Below are 18,315 nucleotides of genomic sequence, written 5' to 3'. Positions count from 1 at the left end.
AGACATGTGCCGGTGGCAGTTACGCGGGCGCGCGGAGGCCACCGGCTTCCCTGGCGGAGGAAGGAAAGGCGGGAGGGAAAAGGAGGTGGGGATGTGTCGGCCGCCCGCGGGTGGTGCGGGCGGCCGTGGGCGGCGAGTCAGCCGGCGAGTACGGCTTCGGCCGCCGCCAGGCCGCACACGCGGGCGGCGCCGTAGGTGGCGATGTGCAGGGCGCCGCGCGGCGGCGCCTGCGGCAGGCCCATCTCGACCACGACGGTGTCGGGCCGGGCGGCGAGCAGGGTGTCGAGCGCGGAGCGCATCCAGGGGTGCCGGTGTTCGTCGCGGACCACGGCGACGATCCGGCGTCCGCCGGCCGCGGCGAGCGCGGCTTCGCCGGCGCCCTCGCCGGTGAAGGAGGCGGAGTCGGTCCCGGGCAGCCGGCGCTCCAGTTCGGCGGCGACGCCCCACGGGGTCTGGTCGCCGACGGCGATGTTCGGGGCCGGGTTGAACCGGGCGACGTAGACCGGCTCGGTCACCGGCGCGGGGGCGCCGGCGCGGGTCACGGTCAGCGCGCGGCGGGCCGCGACCAGGCCGATCTCCGGGTCGGGCGCGGTCTGCTCCGCCCTGCCGCGGGCCGCGGCGGTCCAGGCGGCGAGGTCGCGCACCCGGGCCGCCGCGTCGGCGAGCCGTTCCTCGGGCAGTTCACCGGAGCGCACGGCGGCCACGAGCGCGTCCCTGAGCACCAGCACGGTGCCCTCATCGTTCAGGCCGCCGCCGACGCAGATGGCGTCGGCGCCGGCCGCGATGGCGAGGACCACGCCCTGTTCCAGGCCGTAGGTGCCGGAGATGGCGCGCATCTCGATGCCGTCGGTGACGATCAGGCCCTGGTAGCCGAGTTCGCCGCGCAGCAGCTCGGTGAGGATGCGGCGGGAGAGGGTGCCGGGGCGGTCCGGGTCGAGGGCGGGCACGAGGATGTGCGCGCTCATGACGGCCCGGGTGCCGGCGGCGATGGCCGCGCGGAACGGCGGGAGTTCGCGGGCGTAGAGGGTATCGGCGTCGACGTCGATGCGGGGTACGGCGTGGTGCGAGTCGACGTTGGTGTCGCCGTGGCCCGGGAAGTGCTTGGTGCAGGCGGCGACGCCGGTGGACTGGAGGCCCTCGACCCAGGCCGCGGTGTGCCGGGCGACCAGGTCGGTGCTCGCGCCGAAGGAGCGGACGCCGATGACGGGGTTGTCGGGGTTGGCGTTGACGTCGGCGGAGGGCGCCCAGTCGAAGTTGACGCCGCAGCCCGCCAGGCGCCGGCCCAGCTCGCGGGAGACCGCCCGGGTCAGCTCGGGGTCGTCGACGGCGCCGAGGGCGTGGTTGCCGGGGAAGGAGGAGCCGGTGCGCACGTCGAGGCGGGTGACGTCGCCGCTCTCCTCGTCGATGGCGACCAGCAGGTCCTCCCGCTCGGCGCGCAGTTGCGCGGTGAGCGCGGTGACCTGCTCCTCGCTGACGACGTTGCGGCCGAACAGGGCGACGGAGGCCAGGCCCTCGCCGAGCCGGCGGCGGACCCAGTCGGGCGCCGTGTGGCCGTCGAACCCCGGCTGGAGCACCGCGAGGGCGTCACGGGTGAGGTCGTCGCCGGCGGCGGAGCCGCTGCTGGACGCGGTGGTGGCGATGGTGGTCATCGGACGCGTCATCCCTTCACGGCGCCGTCGGTCAGACCGCTGACAGCCTTGCGTTGCAGGAAGATGAAGAGGATCAGGATGGGCAGCGCGAACAGGGACGAGGCGGCCATGGTGGCGCCCCAGTCGTCGCCGAAGGCGGTCTGGAACTGCGACAGCCACAGCGGCAGGGTCTGCTTCTCGGCGGACTTGTTGAGGATCAGGACGAGCGGGAACTCGTTCCAGGCGGTGATGAAGCCGAACAGGGAGGTCGCCATCAGGCCGGGCGCGAGCAGCGGGAAGATCACCTTGACGAAGGCCTGGAGGCGGGTGCAGCCGTCGACCATCGCGGACTCCTCCAGCTCCTTGGGCACGGCGGCGACGTAGCCGCGCAGTGTCAGGATGGTCAGCGGGAGCACCATCATCGTGTAGAAGACGGTGAGCGGGACCAGGCTGTCCAGCATGTCGTTGTCGCGGACGAGCATGTAGATGGCGATGATCATGACTTCCCAGGGGGCCATCTGCGCCAGCATGAACGTCACGATGAGCCCGCGGCGGCCCTTGAACCGCATACGTGCGAGGGCGAAGGCCGCGAACAGGGCGATGACGAGCGAGAACACCACCGACAGGACGGTGACGGTGACCGAGTTGAGGACCAGGGTCCAGAAGTGGTCGGCGTCGACGGCCTTCTTGAAGTGCTCCAGGGTGGCGTCGGTCGGGAACCACACCGGGTCGTCGGTGATGATGTCGCCGGTGGGCTTGAAGGCCGTGGCGAACATCCAGTAGACGGGGAACACGAAGCCGACGAAGAGGACGACGGCGGTCGCGTTGGGCCAGATGCGGCCGAAGAGCGAGCGCTTCACAGCTCGTCCTCCTCTTGCTTGAGCACCATGCGCAGGTAGTACGAGGTGATGACGAGCAGGACCAGGATGGTCAGGAAGGAGATCGCCGCGCCGACTCCGTAGTGCTGGTTGCCCACGCCCTGGACGAAGGCGTAGATCGGCAGGGTCTCGGTGAGGTGGTCGGGGCCGCCCTCGTTCATCGCGAAGATCTGGGCGAAGGACTTGAAGACCCAGATGACCTGGAGGAAGGTCGTGGCGTAGAGGAAGGGCCGCAGGAAGGGCAGGGTCACCGAGGTGAAGCCCTTCCAGGCGTTGGCGCCGTCCAGGGAGGCGGCCTCGTACAGCTCCCTGGGGATCGTGGTGGTGGCGGCGTAGAGGTTGATCGCCACGAAGGGGATGGACTGCCACACGATCAGCAGGGTGACCACGGCGAAGGTGGAGAACTGGGTCTCCAGCCAGTTGTGTTCGGCCATGGAGTGCCAGCCGAGCTTGTCCAGGACCCAGTTGACGACGCCGAAGCGCTGGGCGAACAGCCACTGGTAGACGGTGGTGGCGGCGATGACCGGCATCGCCCAGGCGAGGACGAGGCCCACCATGAGCAGCAGCCGCATCCGTTTGCCGAGGCGGGCCAGCAGCAGCCCGGTCAGGGTGCCGGCCACCATGATGAGCACGACGTTGGCGGCGGTGAAGAGGACGGAGCGCTCGACGACGCGCCAGAAATCCGACCCGGACAACACCTCCCGGTAGTTGTCGACGCCGTTCCACTCGGTGAGGTGCTGGATGAGCTGCCGCGGGTTGAGGTTCTGGAACGACAGCATGCCGTTCTTGACCAGGGGCCAGCCGAGGAGCACCACGGTGGCCAGCAGCGCGGGCAGCAGGAGCAGGTAAGGGGCGGCGGCCCCGCGGCGGGACGGGGTGCCGGAGGCGGGGGTCCCACCCCGCGGCGGCGCCGGTACCCGGGCCTTGCGGACAGCGGGCGCCCCGGCCGTGTCCGTGCCTTCGGTCTGCACTGACATCAGTTGCCATCTCTTCCGTGGCCGTACGAACTCCATCCGCCGCGTGTGCGTACGGCGCATGGAGCCGGGGGCGCCTGGTGAGGGCGCCCCCGGCGGGTCATCAGTTCTCCTGGGCCAGGCGCTTGTTGATCTCGGCCTCGACCTGCCCCGCGGCGTCCGACGGGGACTTACCGTTCAGCACGGCCGTCATGTAGGACTTGATCGGGTTCGGGTTGTTCTCCACCGCGCCCCATTCGGGGATCAGGGGGGTGGTGCCGCCCTGCGCGGCACCCGGGGCGGACGCCTCGGCGAAGGCGTTGCCCTTGAGGTTGGTCTCCAGGGACTTCTTGTTCGGGATGACGCCGTTGAGCTTGGCCAGTTCGCCCTCGTACTGGTCGGACAGGGCGATCTTCAGGAACTCCTCGGCCAGGGGCTTCTTCTTGCTGCCCTCGGCGACGGCGAGGTTGGAGCCGCCGAGGAAGACGCTCTCGGGCTTGTCCGCGGTCTCGCCCGGGATCGTGAAGTAGCCGATCTCCTTCTCGATGTCCTTGTTGGCCGCGACGGCCGTGCCGGCCTCCCAGCCGAGGCCGATGAAGGCACCGGTCTTGCCCTTGGCGAAGACCTCCGCCTGCTGCGGGGTGGCCTCGTCCTTGTCCTTCGGCGCCTTGGAGTAGGAGGCGTACTTCTTGTAGATCTCCATCGCCTTGGCGACCTTGGGGTCGTCGAGGTTGGAGACGTACTTGTCGCCGTTCTTCTTCACCAGATCGGCGCCCTGGCCGATGGTCAGGCCGTCGAAGAAGTACCAGTTCTGGCCGGGCAGGTAGATCGGCTCGGCGTCGGTCTTCTTGCCGATGGTCTCCAGGTCCTTGAAGAACTCGTCCCGGGTCTTCGGGGTGTCCTTGATGCCGGCCTCGGCCCAGATCTTCTTGTTGTAGATGACCGTGCGGCTGACGAAGTACCACGGAGCGGCGTACTGCTTGCCGTCGTAGACGGAGGACTGGGAGACCGACGGCGTCCAGTCGGCGCCGATCTCCTTCTTCAGGTCGCTCAGGTCGGCCAGGCCGCCGGTGACCGCGTAGCCCGGGGTCTGGGTGTTGCCGACCTCGATCACGTCCGGCGGGTTGGACTCGGAGAGGGCGGTGGTGATCTTCTGCTGGATCCCGTCCCACTTCTGCGTCTCGAACTTGAGCTTGGCGCCGGTCTTCTTCTCGAAGGCGGCCGTCACGTCCTTGACCCACTGGTCGGGCGTGGAGCCGTCCATCGCCCAGACGGTGAGCGTCTGGCCCTTGAAGCTGTCCGGACCCGCGTTCTTCGTGTCATCGTCGTCGCCCCCGCCGCACGCCGACACGGAGACCATCATGCCCGCGATTGCGATCGCGGCCGCAAGCTTGCGCTTCACGCCACCCTCCTCAGGGATGCCACTAACCCCCCACGCCCTCGGCGGTGACCTGCGTACGACGCTGTTGCACGTAGGGCTCGGGACCTGGTCACTAATGGTGTAGACCAGTACGGTGGAGCTTGGCCTAGACCTTTTGGAGTGTCAAGGGTGGTTCGGGGGGCCGGTCCCGGCCGTTACGAGAAAGTCACCGGAGCGCGTCCGTCCGCGTTTCGGTCCCTTTCGCCCGGACCGTTCAGTTGGACTAGACCATACGTGAGTTGGTCGCTATAACGGGAGCCCATCGACACAGCCGGGAAGGCAGGCATGACCACCGACGTCAGCACCGCCCAGCCGCACACGGGGGCGTCCGGCCGCACCGCGCGCGTACCGAAGTACTACCGGATCAAACAGCAGTTGCTGTCCATGGCCGAGGCACTGCAACCCGGTTCGGCCATGCCCGCGGAACGTCTGCTCGCCGTCCGGTTCGACACCTCCCGGACCACCGTCCGGCAGGCGCTCCAGGAACTGGTGGGCGAGGGCCGGCTCAACCGCATCCAGGGCAAGGGCACCTTCGTCGCCCAGCCCAAGCTGTACCGCACGCTCCAGCTCACCTCGCACACCGAGGACATGCGCGCCCAGGGCCTCACCCCCGCCTCCCAGACGCTGGACCTCGGGGAGATCCCGGCGGACGAGAAACTCGCGGGCCTGCTCGGCATCCGGATCGGCGAGCGGGTGCTGCGCATCGAGCGGCTGCGGCTGGCCAGCGGCGACCCGATGGCGATCGAGACCACCCACCTGTCCGTGCGGCGCTTCCCGGACCTGCGCCGTTCCCTGGCCACCTACCCGTCGCTGTACACGGCGCTCGCCGAGGTGTACGGCGTCCATCTCGCCGAGGCCGACGAGACCATCGAGACCTCGCTGTCGACCCCGCGCGAGGCACAGCTCCTCGCCACCGACGTGGGGCTGCCGATGCTGCTGCTGTCCCGGCACTCGCGGGACGCCGAGGGCACGCCGGTGGAGTGGGTGCGCTCGGTCTACCGCGGCTCCCGCTACAAGTTCGTCGCCGCCCTGCGCCGGCCGGGCCCCCCGGTGGTCCGGCCCAGGACGGCCCCGCCGGACGAGGGGTTCGGCCGGGTCTGAGACCGCGGGCCGCGGGGGCTACGGCAGTACGGCGAACCCGTCCAGTTCCACCAGCGCCCGCTCGTCCCACAGCCGTACGACCTCCACCACGGCCATCGCCGGGTAGTCGCGGCCCGCCGCCCGCCGCCAGATCGCGCCCAGCCGGCGCGCGTGGACGCGGTACGCGGCGACGTCCGTGGCGTAGACGGTGACCCGGGCGAGGTCGGCGGGGGTGCCGCCGGCCGCGCGCAGGGCGGCGAGGAGGTTGCCGAGCGCCTGCTCGAACTGGTCGGGCAGCGTCTCCCCGGTGATCTCCCCGTCGCCGTCGAGGGCGGTCTGCCCGGCCAGGAACACCACGCGGGAGCCGGTGGCGACGACGGCGTGGGAGAAGCCGGTGGGCGGGGACAGCTCGGGCGGGTTGACGCGCTCGGCGGTCACCGGGTGGCCTCCCGCCCCGCCGTGGCGTACAGCTCCCTGGCGATGATGCCGCGCTGCACCTCGCTCGCGCCCTCGTAGATGCGGGGCGCGCGGACCTCGCGGTAGAGGTGTTCGAGGAGGTGGCCGCGGCGCAGGGCGCGGGCGCCGTGCAACTGGACGGCCGTGTCGACGACGAACTGCGCGGCCTCGGTGGCGAACAGCTTGGCCATCGCGGCGCGGCGCGGCACGTCGGCGGCTCCCGCGTCGTACGCGGCCGCCGCCGCGTAGACCATGAGCCGGGCCGCCTCGGTGCGCAGCGCCATCTCGGCGACCTGGTGGGAGACCGCCTGGAGGTCCTTCAGCGGGCCGCCGAACGCCTCGCGCCGACCGGTGTGGGCGACGGTGGCGTCCAGCGCGGCCTGGGCCATGCCGACCGCGAACGCGCCGACGCTGGGGCGGAAGAGATCGAGGGTGCCCATGGCGACGGCGAATCCGCGGCCGGGCCCGCCGAGGACGTCGGCGGCGGTCACGGGCACGGCGTCGAAGTCGAGCGCGCCGATGGGGTGCGGCGAGAGCATCTCCAGCGCGTCCCCGGTGAGTCCGGGGCGGTCGGCGGGGACGAGGAAGGCGGTCACCCCACGGGCTCCGGCGCCGGGTGCGGTGCGGGCGAAGACGGTGTAGAAGTCGGCCTCGGGGGCGTTGGAGATCCAGCACTTGGCGCCGGTGAGCCGCCAGCCGTCGCCGTCGGGCTCGGCGGCCAGGGACAGCGCCGCCGCGTCCGAACCGGCTCCGGGCTCGCTCAGCGCGAAGGCGGCGACCGCGCCGCCGTCGGCGACCCGGGGCAGCCAGCGCTCCCGCTGGGCGGGGGTGCCGTACGCGTGCACCGGGTGGGCGCCGAGGCCCTGGAGGGCCAGGGCGGTCTCGGCCTCGGTGCAGCGCTGGGCGAGGGACTCGCGCATCAGGCACAGCTCCAGCGCGCCGGAGTCGAACAGCCGCCGGAGCAGGCCCAGCCGGCCGAGTTCGGCGAGGAGCGGCCGGTTGACGCGGCCGGGTTCACCCCGGTCGGCGAGCGGGCGCAGCCGCTCGCCGGCGAGCGTGCGCAGCTCGGCACACCAGGCGGTCTGCTCCGCTCCGAGCGAGAATACGGACACGGCCGGTCCTCCCTCCGGGGGACGGCCACCACGACCGCCCCGCCCACCTCCCGGGCCGGCCCGCCACGGACCGCCCCCGGCCGCTCCCGGGGCCGTCGCGGCGGTCCCGGCCGCTCCCGGGGTCCATCCGTTGCGTTCCGTTCCGTCCGTTCCGCTCCGACGGTATCGCGGACAGTTGACCGCCGTCATCAACACGATACGCTGAAGGTCCCCCCTTCCGGGGGAGCGCGAGCCCACCAGGAAGCCCGTTCGGACATCTGTCACGGCAAGGGGGCGCACCGGCATGCATCTCTCGGCCCACGTCGACACGTTCGCGCGCGATCACCTGCCGCCGCCGCACGAGTGGCCCGAGCTGCGGTTCGACCTGCCGGAGTTGCGGTACCCCGACCGGATGAACTGCGCGGTGGAACTCCTGGACCACGCCGAACCGGACCGGCCTGCGTTCCGTACTCCGGCCGGCCCCACCTGGAGCTATGCCGAGCTGCGCGCCCGGGTCGACCGGATCGCGCATCTGCTCACCGGCCCGCTCGGCGTGGTCCCGGGCAACCGGGTGCTGCTGCGCGGGCCCACCACGCCCCATCTCGCCGCCTGCTGGCTGGCGGTTCTGAAGGCGGGCGCGATCGCGGTCACCGTGCTGGCCCAGCAGCGCCCGCCCGAGCTGGCGGCCCTGTGCGCGATCGCCCGGGTCGGGCACGCGCTGTGCGACGTCCGGGCGGTGGACGACCTGGCGAAGGCGGCGATACCGGGGCTGCGCGTGACGACGTACGGCGGTGACGCCCCGGAGGACCTGCTGCGCCGCCCGGCTCCGAGCACGCCCTACCCGGCGGTGGACACCGCCGCCGACGACGTCGCCCTGATCGCGTTCACCTCCGGCACCACCGGTCGCCCGAAAGGGTGTATGCACTTCCACCGTGATGTGCTGGCGATCGCCGACACCTTCTCGAAGCATGTGTTGCGCCCCCACGAGGACGATGTCTTCACCGGCAGCCCCCCGCTGGGCTTCACCTTCGGCCTCGGCGGACTGGTGGTCTTCCCGCTGCGTGCCGGAGCCAGTGCGCTCCTGCTCGAACAGGCCGGCCCCCGGCAGCTGCTCCCCGCGATAGCCGAGCACCGCGTCTCGGTCCTCTTCACCGCGCCGACCGCCTACCGCGCCATGCTGGCGCACCTGGAGGGGCACGACGTCTCGTCCCTCAGGCGCTGTGTGTCGGCCGGCGAGAACCTGCCCGTGGCCACCTGGCGGACCTGGCACGACCGCACGGGCCTCGGCATCATCAACGGCATCGGCGCGACCGAACTGCTGCACATCTTCCTCTCCGCCGCCGACGAGCGGATCCGGCCCGGCCGCACGGGCGTACCGGTACCGGGCTGGCAGGCGCGCGTCCAGGACGCCGACGGCAGGCCGGTGCCCGACGGCGAGCCCGGGCTGCTCGCCGTGCGCGGCCCGGTCGGCTGCCGCTATCTCGCCGATCCGCGGCAGCGGGAGTACGTCCGGGGCGGCTGGAACATCACCGGCGACACCTACGTCCGCGAGGCCGACGGCTGGTTCCGCTACGTCGCCCGCGCCGACGACATGATCATCTCCGCCGGGTACAACATCGCCGGCCCGGAGGTGGAGGACACGCTGCTGCGCCACCCCGACGTGGCGGAGACGGCGGTCGTCGGCCGCCCCGACGAGCTGCGCGGCCAGGTGGTCGTGGCGTACACCGTGCTGCGGCCCGGCGTCGCGCCCGACCCGGAGGCGCTGCGGGCGTTCCTCCTCGGGGAACTCGCGCCCTACAAGTGTCCGCGGGAGTTCGTCTTCCTCGACGCGCTGCCCCGCACGGCGACCGGCAAGTTGCAACGCTTCCTGCTGCGCACCCAGGGTGACCAGCAGTGATGCCGACGACCTAAAATGATCAACGTGTCCGAGCAGCACGCCCCCAGGTCCCTCATCGTCACGCTCTACGGCGCGTACGGCCGCTTCGTGCCCGGCCCGGTGCCCGTCGCCGAGCTGATCCGGCTCCTGGCCGCGGTCGGCGTGGACGCGCCGTCCGTACGCTCCTCGGTGTCCCGGCTCAAGCGGCGCGGTCTGCTGCTGCCGGCCCGTACGGAGTCCGGCGCGGCCGGGTACGAGATGTCCGCCGAGGCACGGCAGTTGATGGCGGACGGCGACCGGCGCATCTACGCCGGGACGGCCGTGGCGGACGAGGGCTGGGTGCTCGCGGTGTTCTCGGTGCCCGAGTCGGAGCGGCAGAAGCGGCACGTACTGCGCTCCCGACTGGCCGGGCTCGGCTTCGGCACCGCGGCGCCCGGGGTGTGGATCGCCCCGGCCCGGCTGTACGAGGAGACGGAGCACACCCTGCGCCGGCTGCGGCTCGATCCGTACGTGGACCTCTTCCGCGGCGAGCACCTGGGTTTCGCGCCCACGGCCGAGGCGGTGGCCCGCTGGTGGGACCTGGCCGCGATCGCCAAGGAGCACGAGCGTTTCCTGGACCTGCACGCGCCGGTCCTGCATGCCTGGGAGGAGCGCGCCGACACCCCGCCCGAGGATGCCTACCGCGACTACCTCCTCGCGCTCGACTCCTGGCGCCACCTCCCCTACAGCGACCCCGGTCTGCCCACCGGGCTGCTGCCGGCCGACTGGCCGGGCGTCCGCGCGGCGGAGGTCTTCCACGCCCTGCACGTCCGCCTGCGGGACGCGGGCGCGCGGTTCGCCGGTCTCTGAGCCGGGACGGCGGCCTCAACTCTCCAGGCCGAGCCGGGGTTTCGGGGTGTCGGTGCGGCCGGTGGGCGGAGGGCGGTCGCCGGCCCGGTAGGGGGCGGGCCAGGTCGCGCCGGGGCCCGTGTAGCCCTGTTCGGCCGCCGCGTGCAGGGTCCAGTGCGGGTCGTACAGGTGCGGGCGGGCCAGCGCGCACAGGTCCGCGCGGCCGGCCAGGAGCAGGGAGTTGACGTCGTCCCAGGAGGAGATGGCGCCGACCGCGATCACCGGGACGCGGACCTCCTGCCGTATCCGGTCGGCGTAGGGCGTCTGGTACGACCGCCCGAACTCCGGCCGCTCCTCGGCCACCACCTGTCCGGTGGACACGTCGATGGCGTCGGCGCCGTGCGCGGCGAAGGCGCGGGCGATCCCGACGGCGTCCTCGACGGTGGTGCCGCCGTCGGCCCAGTCGGTGGCGGAGATGCGCACGGTCATCGGCCGCTCCGCCGGCCACACCGCGCGGACGGCGTCGAAGACCTCCAGCGGGAACCGCAGCCGCCGCTCCAGCGGGCCGCCGTAGGCGTCGGTGCGCCGGTTGGTGAGCGGGGAGAGGAAGCCGGAGAGCAGGTAGCCGTGGGCGCAGTGCAGTTCGAGCAGGTCGAAGCCGGCCCGGGCGGCCCGCCAGGCGGCGACCGTGAACTGCTCGCGGATGTCGGTGAGCTGGGCGCGGGACAGCTCCCGCGGGATCTGGCCGCCCGGCCGGTACGGCAGCGGGGAGGCGGCGACGACGGGCCAGTTGCCGGTGGGCAGCGGCTCGTCCATGCCCTCCCACATGAGCTTCGTGGACCCCTTGCGGCCGGAGTGCCCGAGCTGTACGCCGATCGCGGCGCCCGGTGCCCGGCGGTGCACGAAGTCGGTGATCCGGCGCCACGCGTCGGCCTGCCGGCCGGTGTAGAGACCGGCGCAGCCGGGGGTGATGCGGCCCTCCGGGCTGACGCACACCATCTCGGTCATCACCAGGCCGGCCCCGCCGAGGGCGCGGGCGCCCAGATGGACCAGGTGGAAGTCGCCGGGGACGCCGTCGGTGGCGGAGTACATGTCCATCGGTGACACGACGACCCGGTTGCGCAGGGTGAGGCCGCGCAGCCGGAACGGGGAGAACATCGGGGGTGTGCCCGGCGGGCAGCCGAACTCGCGCTCCACCGCGCCGGTGAAGCGGGCGTCGCGCAGCCGGAGGTTGCCGTGGGTGACGCGGCGGCTGCGGGTGAGCAGGTTGAAGGCGAACCGGCGGGGCGGCTGGTCCAGGTACAGCCGCAGGTTCTCGAACCACTCCAGGCTGGCCCGGGCGGCCCGCTGGGTGGAGGCGACGACGGGCCGCCGCTCCTCCTCGTAGGCGGCGAGCGCGCTCGGTGTGTCGGGCTGTTCCCGCAGGCAGGCCGCCAGGGCCAGCGCGTCCTCGACGGCGAGCTTGGTGCCGGAGCCGATGGAGAAGTGGGCGGTGTGGGCGGCGTCGCCGAGGAGGACGACGTTGCCGTGCGACCAGTGCTCGTTGACGACCGTGCGGAAGGCCGTCCACGTGGAGGTGCCGGAGCGCAGGGGGCGCCCGCGGAGCGCGTCGGCGAAGAGCTTGGCGCAGCGTTCGACGGACTCCCGCGGCGGGAGTCCGTCGAATCCGGCCGCCCGCCAGACCTCCTCGCGCATCTCGACGATCACGGTGGAGGCGTCGGCCGCGTAGGGGTAGCCGTGCAGTTGCAGCACGCCGTGTTCGGTCTCCGCCGTCTCGAAGCGGAAGGCGTCGAAGGCGAAGTCGGCGGCGAGCCAGATGTAGCGGCAGCGGTGGGTGGTCACCTGGGGGCGGAACACATGCGCGTAGGTGTCTCGGGTGGTGCTGTGCACACCGTCGGCGGCGATGACGAGGTCGTGGTCCGCCGCGAGCCGGCCGGCGTCCGGGGCCTCGGTGGAGAACCGCAGCTCCACGCCGAGGGAGCGGCAGCGGTCGTGCAGTATCTCCAGCAGCCGGTGCCGGCCGAGCGCTGCGAAACCGTGGCCGCCGGAGCGGTGCCGCACGCCCCGGTGCACGATGTCGATGTCGTCCCAGCGGACGAAGTCGCGCCGCAGGGCCGCGTGGACGGCGGGGTCGGCGTGTTCGATGCCACCGAGCGTCTCGTCGGACAGGACCACGCCGAAGCCGAAGGTCTCGTCGGGCGCGTTGCGTTCCCAGAGGGTGACTCGCCTCGCCGGGTCCAGCCGTTTCAGCAGGGCGGCGGCGTACAGGCCGCCGGGGCCGCCGCCGATGACCGCCACGCGCATCCCGGCTCACCTCCCCCGCCACTTCGGCGGCCGCTTCTGGACGAAGGCCGCGTGGAACTCGGCGTAGTCCTCGCCGTTCATCAGCAGCGCCTGGGTGGCGGCGTCCAGCTCCACCGCGGCCGCCAGGGGCATGTCCAGCTCCGCCGTGAGCAGGGCCTTGGTCTGGGCGTGGGCCAGTGCCGGGCCGTCGGCCAGGCGGCGGGCCAGCTCGCCGGCCGCCTCGTCCGCCCGGCCCTCCTCGGTCAGGACGCTGATCAGGCCGATGCGCTCGGCCTCGGGCGCCCGGACCGGATCGCCCAGCATGAGCAGGCGGGTGGCGTGGCCGAGGCCGACGACCCGGGGCAGCAGATAGGCCGCGCCCATGTCGCCGCCGGAGAGGCCGACCCGGGTGAAGAGGAAGGCGAAGCGGGCCGAGGGGTCCGCGACGCGGAAGTCGGCGGCGAGGGCCAGGACCGCGCCGGCGCCGGCCGCCACGCCGTGCACCGCGGCGATCACCGGGAACGGGCATTCGCGGATCGCGCGGACGACCTGTCCGGTCATCCGGTTGAAGTCGAGGAGCTGGGCGGTGTCCAGGGCCAGCGTGGCGCCGATGATCTCCTCGACGTCGCCGCCGGAGCAGAAGCCGCGTCCCTCGCCGGCCAGCACCAGGGCCCGTACCGCTCGCTCCCGGGACAGCTCGGCGAGCAGGTCGCGCAGGTCGGCGTAGGCCCCGAAGGTGAGGGCGTTGAGCTTGTCGGGGCGGGTGAGGGTGACGGTGGCGATGCCGTCGGTGTGCCGCACCCGCAGGTGCTCCCAGTCGGCGGTGCGGGCGGCGGAGCCGGTGAAGGGACTCATGACGTGCGGCCTCCTCGGGCGGGCGGTGCCGTACGTTGCGCTGTTCCACGAAGTTAACACTTCTTTGTGACCGTCGTCACGGTGACGCGACAGCCGTATGCCCGCCGACGGCCCGAAGCGGGCGGACCCGTACCATTTCCCTCAGTCGAAAGCAGGACAGCCTGCTCCACGAAACGGACTCGCCTTGCACGAAAGCCCCGCCGCACCGGCCTCCTGGCGCATCGCGCTGCCGCACACCACGGCGGCCGTGCCCGTGGCGCGTGCCCTGGTGCGCTCGGCCCTCACCGAGGTGGAGCACGTGGCCGACTGCGACACGGCGGAGCTGCTGACGGCCGAGCTGGTGGCCAACGCGGTCGAGCACACCGCCGGGCGCGGCCCGATAGAGCTGGTGGTGGAGCTGCTGCCGACCGGCTGCCAGGTCGAGGTGCACGATCCGGACCCGGCGCCGCCCGGCCAGCTGACCCGGCCGGTGCTGGAGGAGCCCGACGTCTGGCAGGAGGGCGGGCGCGGGCTGCTGCTGATCCGCGCGCTCAGCTCGTCCTGCGGTCACCGCCCCACCCCGTCGGGCAAGGCGGTGTGGTTCAGACTGCCTGTGATTCCCGCTCAGCGGCGGCCGGTGTGATCCGCTCCGGCGCGACACCGGCGAGCGTGGAGTGCCGGCGGCCGTAGACGGCGTAGACCAGCAGGCCCACCGCGAGGAACACGGCGAACTGGAGCCAGGTCCGCCAGCCGGTCTCGTACATCAGGTACAGACAGAAGGCGATGCCGAGCAGCGGGGCCGCCGGGTAGAGCGGGACGCGGAAGCTGCGGGTGAGACCGGGCTCGCGGCGGCGCAGGGCGATCACCACTACGTTGACGACGGCCATGATGGCGAGGGTGCCGATGGTGCACAGGTTCATCACGGCGTCGAGGGAGGCGAAGGCGGCCGGGAGCGCGAAGACGACGGCGACGATCAGCGTGCCGGCGACCGGCGTGGCCGTCTTCGGGGAGACCTTCTCGAAGACGCGCGGGATCAGCCCGTCCCGGGACATCGACATCAGGATGCGGGTCTGGCCGTACATCACGGCGAGGACCACGGAGGCGATGGCGACGACCGCGCCGAAGGCGATGACACCGCCGCCTACGGCGGAGCCCGTGACCTCGCCCACGACGTAGGACAGGGCGGCCGGGCGGCCGGCGACCTGGTCGCCGCCGATGGCGCCGATCGCGGCGAGCGCGACCGCGCAGTACAGCAGCGTGACCAGCCCCATGCAGACCATGATCGCGACCGGGACGTCCCGGCGCGGGTTCTTCGCCTCCTCGCCGGCCGTGGTGATCGCGTCGAAGCCGATGTACGAGAAGAAGGCGGCCGTGGTGCCGGCGCCGATGCCGCCGAGGCCGGCCGGGGAGAACGGGGTGAGGTTGCCGTGCTTGAAGGCGCTGTAGCCGATGGCGCAGAAGGCGAGCAGGACGGCGAGCTTCACCGCGGCCATGGCGGCCGTCGCCCGGGCGCTCTCGCGCACCCCGCGCACCAGCAGCAGGGAGGCCAGGGCGATGACGATCACCGCGGGCAGGTTGACGACACCGCCGTCGCCGGGCCCGGCCGACAGGGCCGCCGGGAACTGCCGGCCGGTGAGGCTGTGCAGCAGCTCGTTGACGTACTGGCTCCAGCCGACCGCGACGGCGGAGATGGAGATGCCGTACTCCAGCAGCAGGCACCAGCCGACGAGGAAGGCCGTGGACTCGCCGAGCCCGGCGTACGCGAAGGAGTACGAGGAGCCGGAGACCGGGATCGCGCCGCCCAGCTCCGCGAAGGAGAAAGCGGTGAAGACGCAGGTGAGGGCGGCGAGCACGAAGGAGACGACGACGGCCGGGCCGGCCTGGGCGACGGAGTCGGAGAGGCCGACGAAGATGCCGGTGCCGACGATGGCTCCGACGCCGAAGCAGATGAGCTGGAAGAGGCCCATGGTGCGCTTCAGGCCGTGTCCCTCGCGGTCGGCGCCGGACTCGGCGACGAGCAGGCGCGGGGACTTGATACGGGAGGCGGGCATGCGGGTGGTGCTCGTTTCTGGTGGTGCGGGCGGCCGTCGTAGGGCCGCGGCGACGGCTCCGGAAGGGGTGGTTCCGGGCCGCCGGCCAGGATAAGGCCTGGTCGGGCGGGTCAGGCAAGGGTTTACCGGGCGAGTGTGGCCACGAGCACCGCCTTGATGGTGTGCAGCCGGTTCTCGGCCTCGTCGAAGACGATCGAGTGGGCGGACTCGAAGACCTCGTCCGTGACCTCCAGCGACCGCAGGCCGTAGGTCTCGTGGATCTCCCGGCCCACCTTGGTGCCGAGGTCGTGGAAGGCGGGCAGGCAGTGCAGGAACTTCACGTCCGGGTTGCCCGTCGCGCGCAGCACGTCCATGGTCACCGCGTAGGGGCTGAGGGCGGTGATCCGCTCCTGCCACACCTGCGCGGGTTCGCCCATGGAGACCCAGACGTCGGTGGCGACGAAGTCGGCGCCCGCGACGCCCTCGGCGACGTCCTCGGTGAGGGTGACGCGGCCGCCGGAGGCGGCGGCGATCCGCCGGGCGTCGTCCACGATCTCCGGGGCGGGCCAGTAGGTCTTCGGGGCGACGATCCGCACGTCCATGCCGAGCAGCGCGCCGGTGACCAGGTAGGAGTTGCCCATGTTGAAGCGGGCGTCACCGAGGTAGGCGAAGGCGATCTCCCGCAGCGGCTTGGCGCTGTGCTCGGTCATGGTGAGCACGTCGGCGAGCATCTGGGTGGGGTGCCACTCGTCGGTGAGGCCGTTGTAGACGGGCACGCCGGCGTACGCCGCCAGCTCCTCGACCTTCACCTGGCCGTCGCCCCGGTACTCGATGGCGTCGAACATCCGGCCCAGCACCCGGGCGGTGTCCCGCACCGACTCCTTGTGCCCCATCTGCGACGCGGACGGGTCGAGGTAGGTGGTGTGGGCGCCCTGGTCGGCGGCGGCGACCTCGAACGCGCAGCGGGTGCGTGTCGAGGTCTTCTCGAAGATCAGCGCGATGTTGCGCCCGCGCAGGTACTGGGTCTCGGTCCCGGCCTTCTTGGCGGCCTTCAGCTCGGCGGCCAGCTCGACCAGGCCGCGGAACTCCTCTTCGGTGAAGTCCAGCTCCTTGAGGAAGTGGCGGCCGGCGAGGGCGGTCGGGACTGTCGCCATGGGGGCGCTCCAGGGGTACGACTACAGGGGACTATGTAAGTCTATACGATCCTTCACATTTCTATACAGCGTCCCGCTGTACGGGACAGCTCATGCACCGGGGACCGCCCCGCCCCCGGCCCAGCTCGCTGCCCGGGATCTCGATCACTTCGATGCCCTGTTTGCGCAGGTGGGTGTTGGTGGTGGAGTTCCGCTCGTAGGCTACGACGACGCCCGGTTCCACGGCGAGGACGTTGCAGCCGTCGTCCCACTGCTCGCGTTCGGCCGCGTGCACGTCCTGGGTGGCGGTCAGCACCCGGATCTCGCCGAGACCGAGCGCGGCGGCGATCGCCCGGTGCATGTGCTCCGGGGGGTGGTCGGTGACCTTCAGCTCGCGCTCGCCGTCGCCCGGCTCGATGGTGTACGAGCGGAGCATCCCGAGGCCCGCGTACTGGGTGAAGGTGTCGCCGTCGACCATGGTCATGACCGTGTCGAGGTGCATGAAGGCACGTCGCTTGGGCATGTCGAGCGCGACGATGGTGTGCGCGGAACCGGCCTCGAAGAGCCGTTGCGCCAGCATCTCCACGGCCTGCGGGGTGGTGCGCTCGCTCATGCCGATCAGCACGGCGCCATGGCCGAGCACCAGGACGTCACCGCCCTCGATGGTGGAGGGGTAGTCCGCCTGGCCCCGGGACCAGACGCGGAACGCCTCGTCCCGGAACAGCGGGTGGTGGCGGTAGATCGCCTCGAAGTGCACGGTCTCGCGCTGGCGGGCGGGCCAGCGCATGGCGTTGATCGAGACGCCGTCGTAGATCCACGCCGAGGTGTCCCGGGTGAAGAGGTGGTTGGGCAGCGGGGGCAGCAGGAAGTCGTCCAGGTCCATGACGTGGAAGCGGACCGAGGCCGGTTCGGCGTGGGCGTCAAGGAACTCCCGCTTGGTCATGCCGCCGACCAGCGCCTCGGCCAGCTCGTCCGGGGTCATCCGGTCGAAGGCGGCGCGCAGGTGGTCGGTGGCGAGGGGACCGTACTCCTTCTCGTCGAAGACCCGGTCCAGGACCAGCGCCCGGGCCTCGGGGAGCGCCAGGGTCTCGGCGAGCAGGTCCCCGAAGAGGTGGACGGCGACCCCGCGGTCGCGCAGGACGTCGGCGAACCCGTCGTGCTCGGCACGCGCCCGGCGCACCCAGAGCACGTCGTCGAAGAGCAGGGCGTCCTTGTTGCTGGGGGTGAGCCTTTTGAGCTCAAGATCCGGCCGGTGCAGTATGACGCGGCGCAGCCGCCCGGCCTCGGAGTCGACGTGGAATCCCATGTCTCCATCCTGACCGCCGGGGCCGCCCTTCATCCTCCGCTCGTCCGTTTCCGGCGCCGCCGGCTCCCGGCCCGGCCCGGCAGCCAGCCTCGGATCGCAGTGCCGTCCGTTTCCGGCGCCGCCTGCCCCGGGCCGGCCCGGCACCCGCATCGGCTCATCGCGCCGTCCCTTTCCGCGCCGCCTGCCCCGGCCCGGTGGCCGCCTCAGATCGCCGCGCAGGGCACGGGGCGGCGCGGGGCGCGAGGCGCGGGCGCGAGGCGCGGGCGCGAGGCGCGGGCGCGAGGGTGACCGCCCCGCCCCCGGCGGTCGGCACCAGCCGCTCGCCGCCGAGCGGCCCGAGCGCCTCCCGCCCGGCGGTGTCCAGGGCGTCGACGGGCGTCGGCTGCAGGAGCCGCAGGAACGTTCCGTGCGGCGCGGAATGGCCCAGGGCGAGCCGGACGGCGGTGCCCGGGTGACGTGCGAACACCCTTGTGCCGCACGGCTGTCACCCACTGAACGGTGACGCGTGCGACACAAGGG

At 72.3% G+C, this 18,315-nt stretch carries 15 protein-coding genes; 4 read left to right on the top strand and 11 right to left on the bottom strand.

The window, feature by feature from the left end; translation table 11 throughout:
- Positions 1-137 precede the first annotated feature (137 nt).
- The 4 genes from IF37_RS0102515 to IF37_RS0102500 all read right to left on the bottom strand — a co-directional run bounded on the left by IF37_RS0102515 (position 138) and on the right by IF37_RS0102500 (position 4,861).
- Complete coding sequence (locus IF37_RS0102515; protein ID WP_030735348.1) at positions 138-1,649, bottom strand: glycoside hydrolase family 3 protein; 1,512 nt, start codon at positions 1,647-1,649, stop codon at positions 138-140.
- Between the two features lie 8 nt (positions 1,650-1,657).
- A complete protein-coding gene (locus IF37_RS0102510; RefSeq protein WP_030735345.1) occupies positions 1,658-2,488 on the bottom strand; it encodes a carbohydrate ABC transporter permease in 831 nt (276 codons plus the stop codon).
- Complete coding sequence (locus IF37_RS0102505; RefSeq protein WP_030735342.1) at positions 2,485-3,483, bottom strand: carbohydrate ABC transporter permease; 999 nt, start codon at positions 3,481-3,483, stop codon at positions 2,485-2,487. The genes IF37_RS0102510 and IF37_RS0102505 overlap by 4 nt, the downstream gene beginning before the upstream one ends.
- A gap of 100 nt (positions 3,484-3,583) precedes the next feature.
- A complete protein-coding gene (locus IF37_RS0102500) occupies positions 3,584-4,861 on the bottom strand; it encodes an extracellular solute-binding protein (RefSeq protein ID WP_030735339.1) in 1,278 nt (425 codons plus the stop codon).
- A 303-nt stretch (positions 4,862-5,164) separates the two neighbouring features.
- Between IF37_RS0102500 and IF37_RS0102495 the strand changes: the two genes are divergently transcribed.
- Positions 5,165-5,980: a GntR family transcriptional regulator gene (locus tag IF37_RS0102495; RefSeq protein WP_030735337.1), complete on the top strand. Its 816-nt coding sequence runs from the start codon at positions 5,165-5,167 to the stop codon at positions 5,978-5,980.
- Between the two features lie 18 nt (positions 5,981-5,998).
- On the opposite strand, the gene IF37_RS0102490 is transcribed toward IF37_RS0102495, so the two are convergent.
- The gene (locus IF37_RS0102490; protein WP_030735333.1) at positions 5,999-6,397 is read right to left on the bottom strand and encodes a RidA family protein; all 399 of its coding nucleotides are present in this window, start codon (positions 6,395-6,397) and stop codon (positions 5,999-6,001) included.
- Entirely contained in the window at positions 6,394-7,527 is a 1,134-nt protein-coding gene (locus IF37_RS0102485; protein WP_030735330.1) for an acyl-CoA dehydrogenase family protein, read from the bottom strand. The genes IF37_RS0102490 and IF37_RS0102485 overlap by 4 nt, the downstream gene beginning before the upstream one ends.
- Before the next feature lie 283 nt (positions 7,528-7,810).
- On the opposite strand from IF37_RS0102485, the gene IF37_RS0102480 reads away from it, so the two are divergent.
- Complete coding sequence (locus IF37_RS0102480) at positions 7,811-9,403, top strand: AMP-binding protein (RefSeq protein WP_030735328.1); 1,593 nt, start codon at positions 7,811-7,813, stop codon at positions 9,401-9,403.
- A 15-nt stretch (positions 9,404-9,418) separates the two neighbouring features.
- Positions 9,419-10,231, top strand: a complete 813-nt coding sequence (locus tag IF37_RS0102475) for a PaaX family transcriptional regulator C-terminal domain-containing protein (RefSeq protein ID WP_030735326.1) — start codon at positions 9,419-9,421, stop codon at positions 10,229-10,231.
- Between the two features lie 15 nt (positions 10,232-10,246).
- On the opposite strand, the gene IF37_RS0102470 is transcribed toward IF37_RS0102475, so the two are convergent.
- Complete coding sequence (locus tag IF37_RS0102470) at positions 10,247-12,514, bottom strand: bifunctional salicylyl-CoA 5-hydroxylase/oxidoreductase (protein WP_030735323.1); 2,268 nt, start codon at positions 12,512-12,514, stop codon at positions 10,247-10,249.
- 6 nt (positions 12,515-12,520) lie between these two features.
- Positions 12,521-13,348 carry an enoyl-CoA hydratase family protein gene (locus IF37_RS0102465; protein ID WP_030735317.1) on the bottom strand — a complete coding sequence of 276 codons (828 nt, stop codon included), beginning with the start codon at positions 13,346-13,348 and terminating at the stop codon, positions 12,521-12,523.
- A 184-nt stretch (positions 13,349-13,532) separates the two neighbouring features.
- Between IF37_RS0102465 and IF37_RS0102460 the strand changes: the two genes are divergently transcribed.
- Entirely contained in the window at positions 13,533-13,970 is a 438-nt protein-coding gene (locus IF37_RS0102460; RefSeq protein WP_030735315.1) for an ATP-binding protein, read from the top strand.
- Here IF37_RS0102460 and IF37_RS0102455 read toward each other — a convergent pair.
- From IF37_RS0102455 to IF37_RS0102445, 3 genes are all read right to left on the bottom strand, one after another.
- Positions 13,930-15,378, bottom strand: a complete 1,449-nt coding sequence (locus IF37_RS0102455) for an amino acid permease (RefSeq protein WP_030735312.1) — start codon at positions 15,376-15,378, stop codon at positions 13,930-13,932. The two genes, IF37_RS0102460 and IF37_RS0102455, sit on opposite strands and share 41 nt — an antisense overlap.
- Before the next feature lie 122 nt (positions 15,379-15,500).
- Complete coding sequence (argF, locus tag IF37_RS0102450; protein WP_030735311.1) at positions 15,501-16,511, bottom strand: ornithine carbamoyltransferase; 1,011 nt, start codon at positions 16,509-16,511, stop codon at positions 15,501-15,503.
- A 61-nt stretch (positions 16,512-16,572) separates the two neighbouring features.
- On the bottom strand, positions 16,573-17,796 hold the full coding sequence (locus IF37_RS0102445; RefSeq protein WP_030735309.1) for an arginine deiminase: 1,224 nt from the start codon (positions 17,794-17,796) through the stop codon (positions 16,573-16,575).
- Positions 17,797-18,315 lie beyond the last annotated feature (519 nt).

It is taken from the genome of Streptomyces sp. NRRL S-31 (genome assembly GCF_000718775.1).
Taxonomy (GTDB): domain Bacteria; phylum Actinomycetota; class Actinomycetes; order Streptomycetales; family Streptomycetaceae; genus Streptomyces.
The sequence above is the reverse complement of the archived record's forward strand: the minus strand, read 5'-3'. Positions and strand labels throughout refer to the sequence as shown.

What these genes read in the sequence shown, in the direction of transcription:
- IF37_RS0102515 (WP_030735348.1), bottom strand. Translation starts at nt 1,649, where the DNA reads ATGACCACCATCGCCACCACCGCGTCCAGCAGCGGCTCCGCCGCCGGC.
- IF37_RS0102505 (WP_030735342.1), bottom strand. Translation starts at nt 3,483, where the DNA reads ATGTCAGTGCAGACCGAAGGCACGGACACGGCCGGGGCGCCCGCTGTC.
- IF37_RS0102495 (WP_030735337.1), top strand. Translation starts at nt 5,165, where the DNA reads ATGACCACCGACGTCAGCACCGCCCAGCCGCACACGGGGGCGTCCGGC.
- IF37_RS0102480 (WP_030735328.1), top strand. Translation starts at nt 7,811, where the DNA reads ATGCATCTCTCGGCCCACGTCGACACGTTCGCGCGCGATCACCTGCCG.
- IF37_RS0102475 (WP_030735326.1), top strand. Translation starts at nt 9,419, where the DNA reads ATGATCAACGTGTCCGAGCAGCACGCCCCCAGGTCCCTCATCGTCACG.
- IF37_RS0102470 (WP_030735323.1), bottom strand. Translation starts at nt 12,514, where the DNA reads ATGCGCGTGGCGGTCATCGGCGGCGGCCCCGGCGGCCTGTACGCCGCC.
- IF37_RS0102465 (WP_030735317.1), bottom strand. Translation starts at nt 13,348, where the DNA reads ATGAGTCCCTTCACCGGCTCCGCCGCCCGCACCGCCGACTGGGAGCAC.
- IF37_RS0102455 (WP_030735312.1), bottom strand. Translation starts at nt 15,378, where the DNA reads ATGCCCGCCTCCCGTATCAAGTCCCCGCGCCTGCTCGTCGCCGAGTCC.
- argF (WP_030735311.1), bottom strand. Translation starts at nt 16,511, where the DNA reads ATGGCGACAGTCCCGACCGCCCTCGCCGGCCGCCACTTCCTCAAGGAG.
- IF37_RS0102445 (WP_030735309.1), bottom strand. Translation starts at nt 17,796, where the DNA reads ATGGGATTCCACGTCGACTCCGAGGCCGGGCGGCTGCGCCGCGTCATA.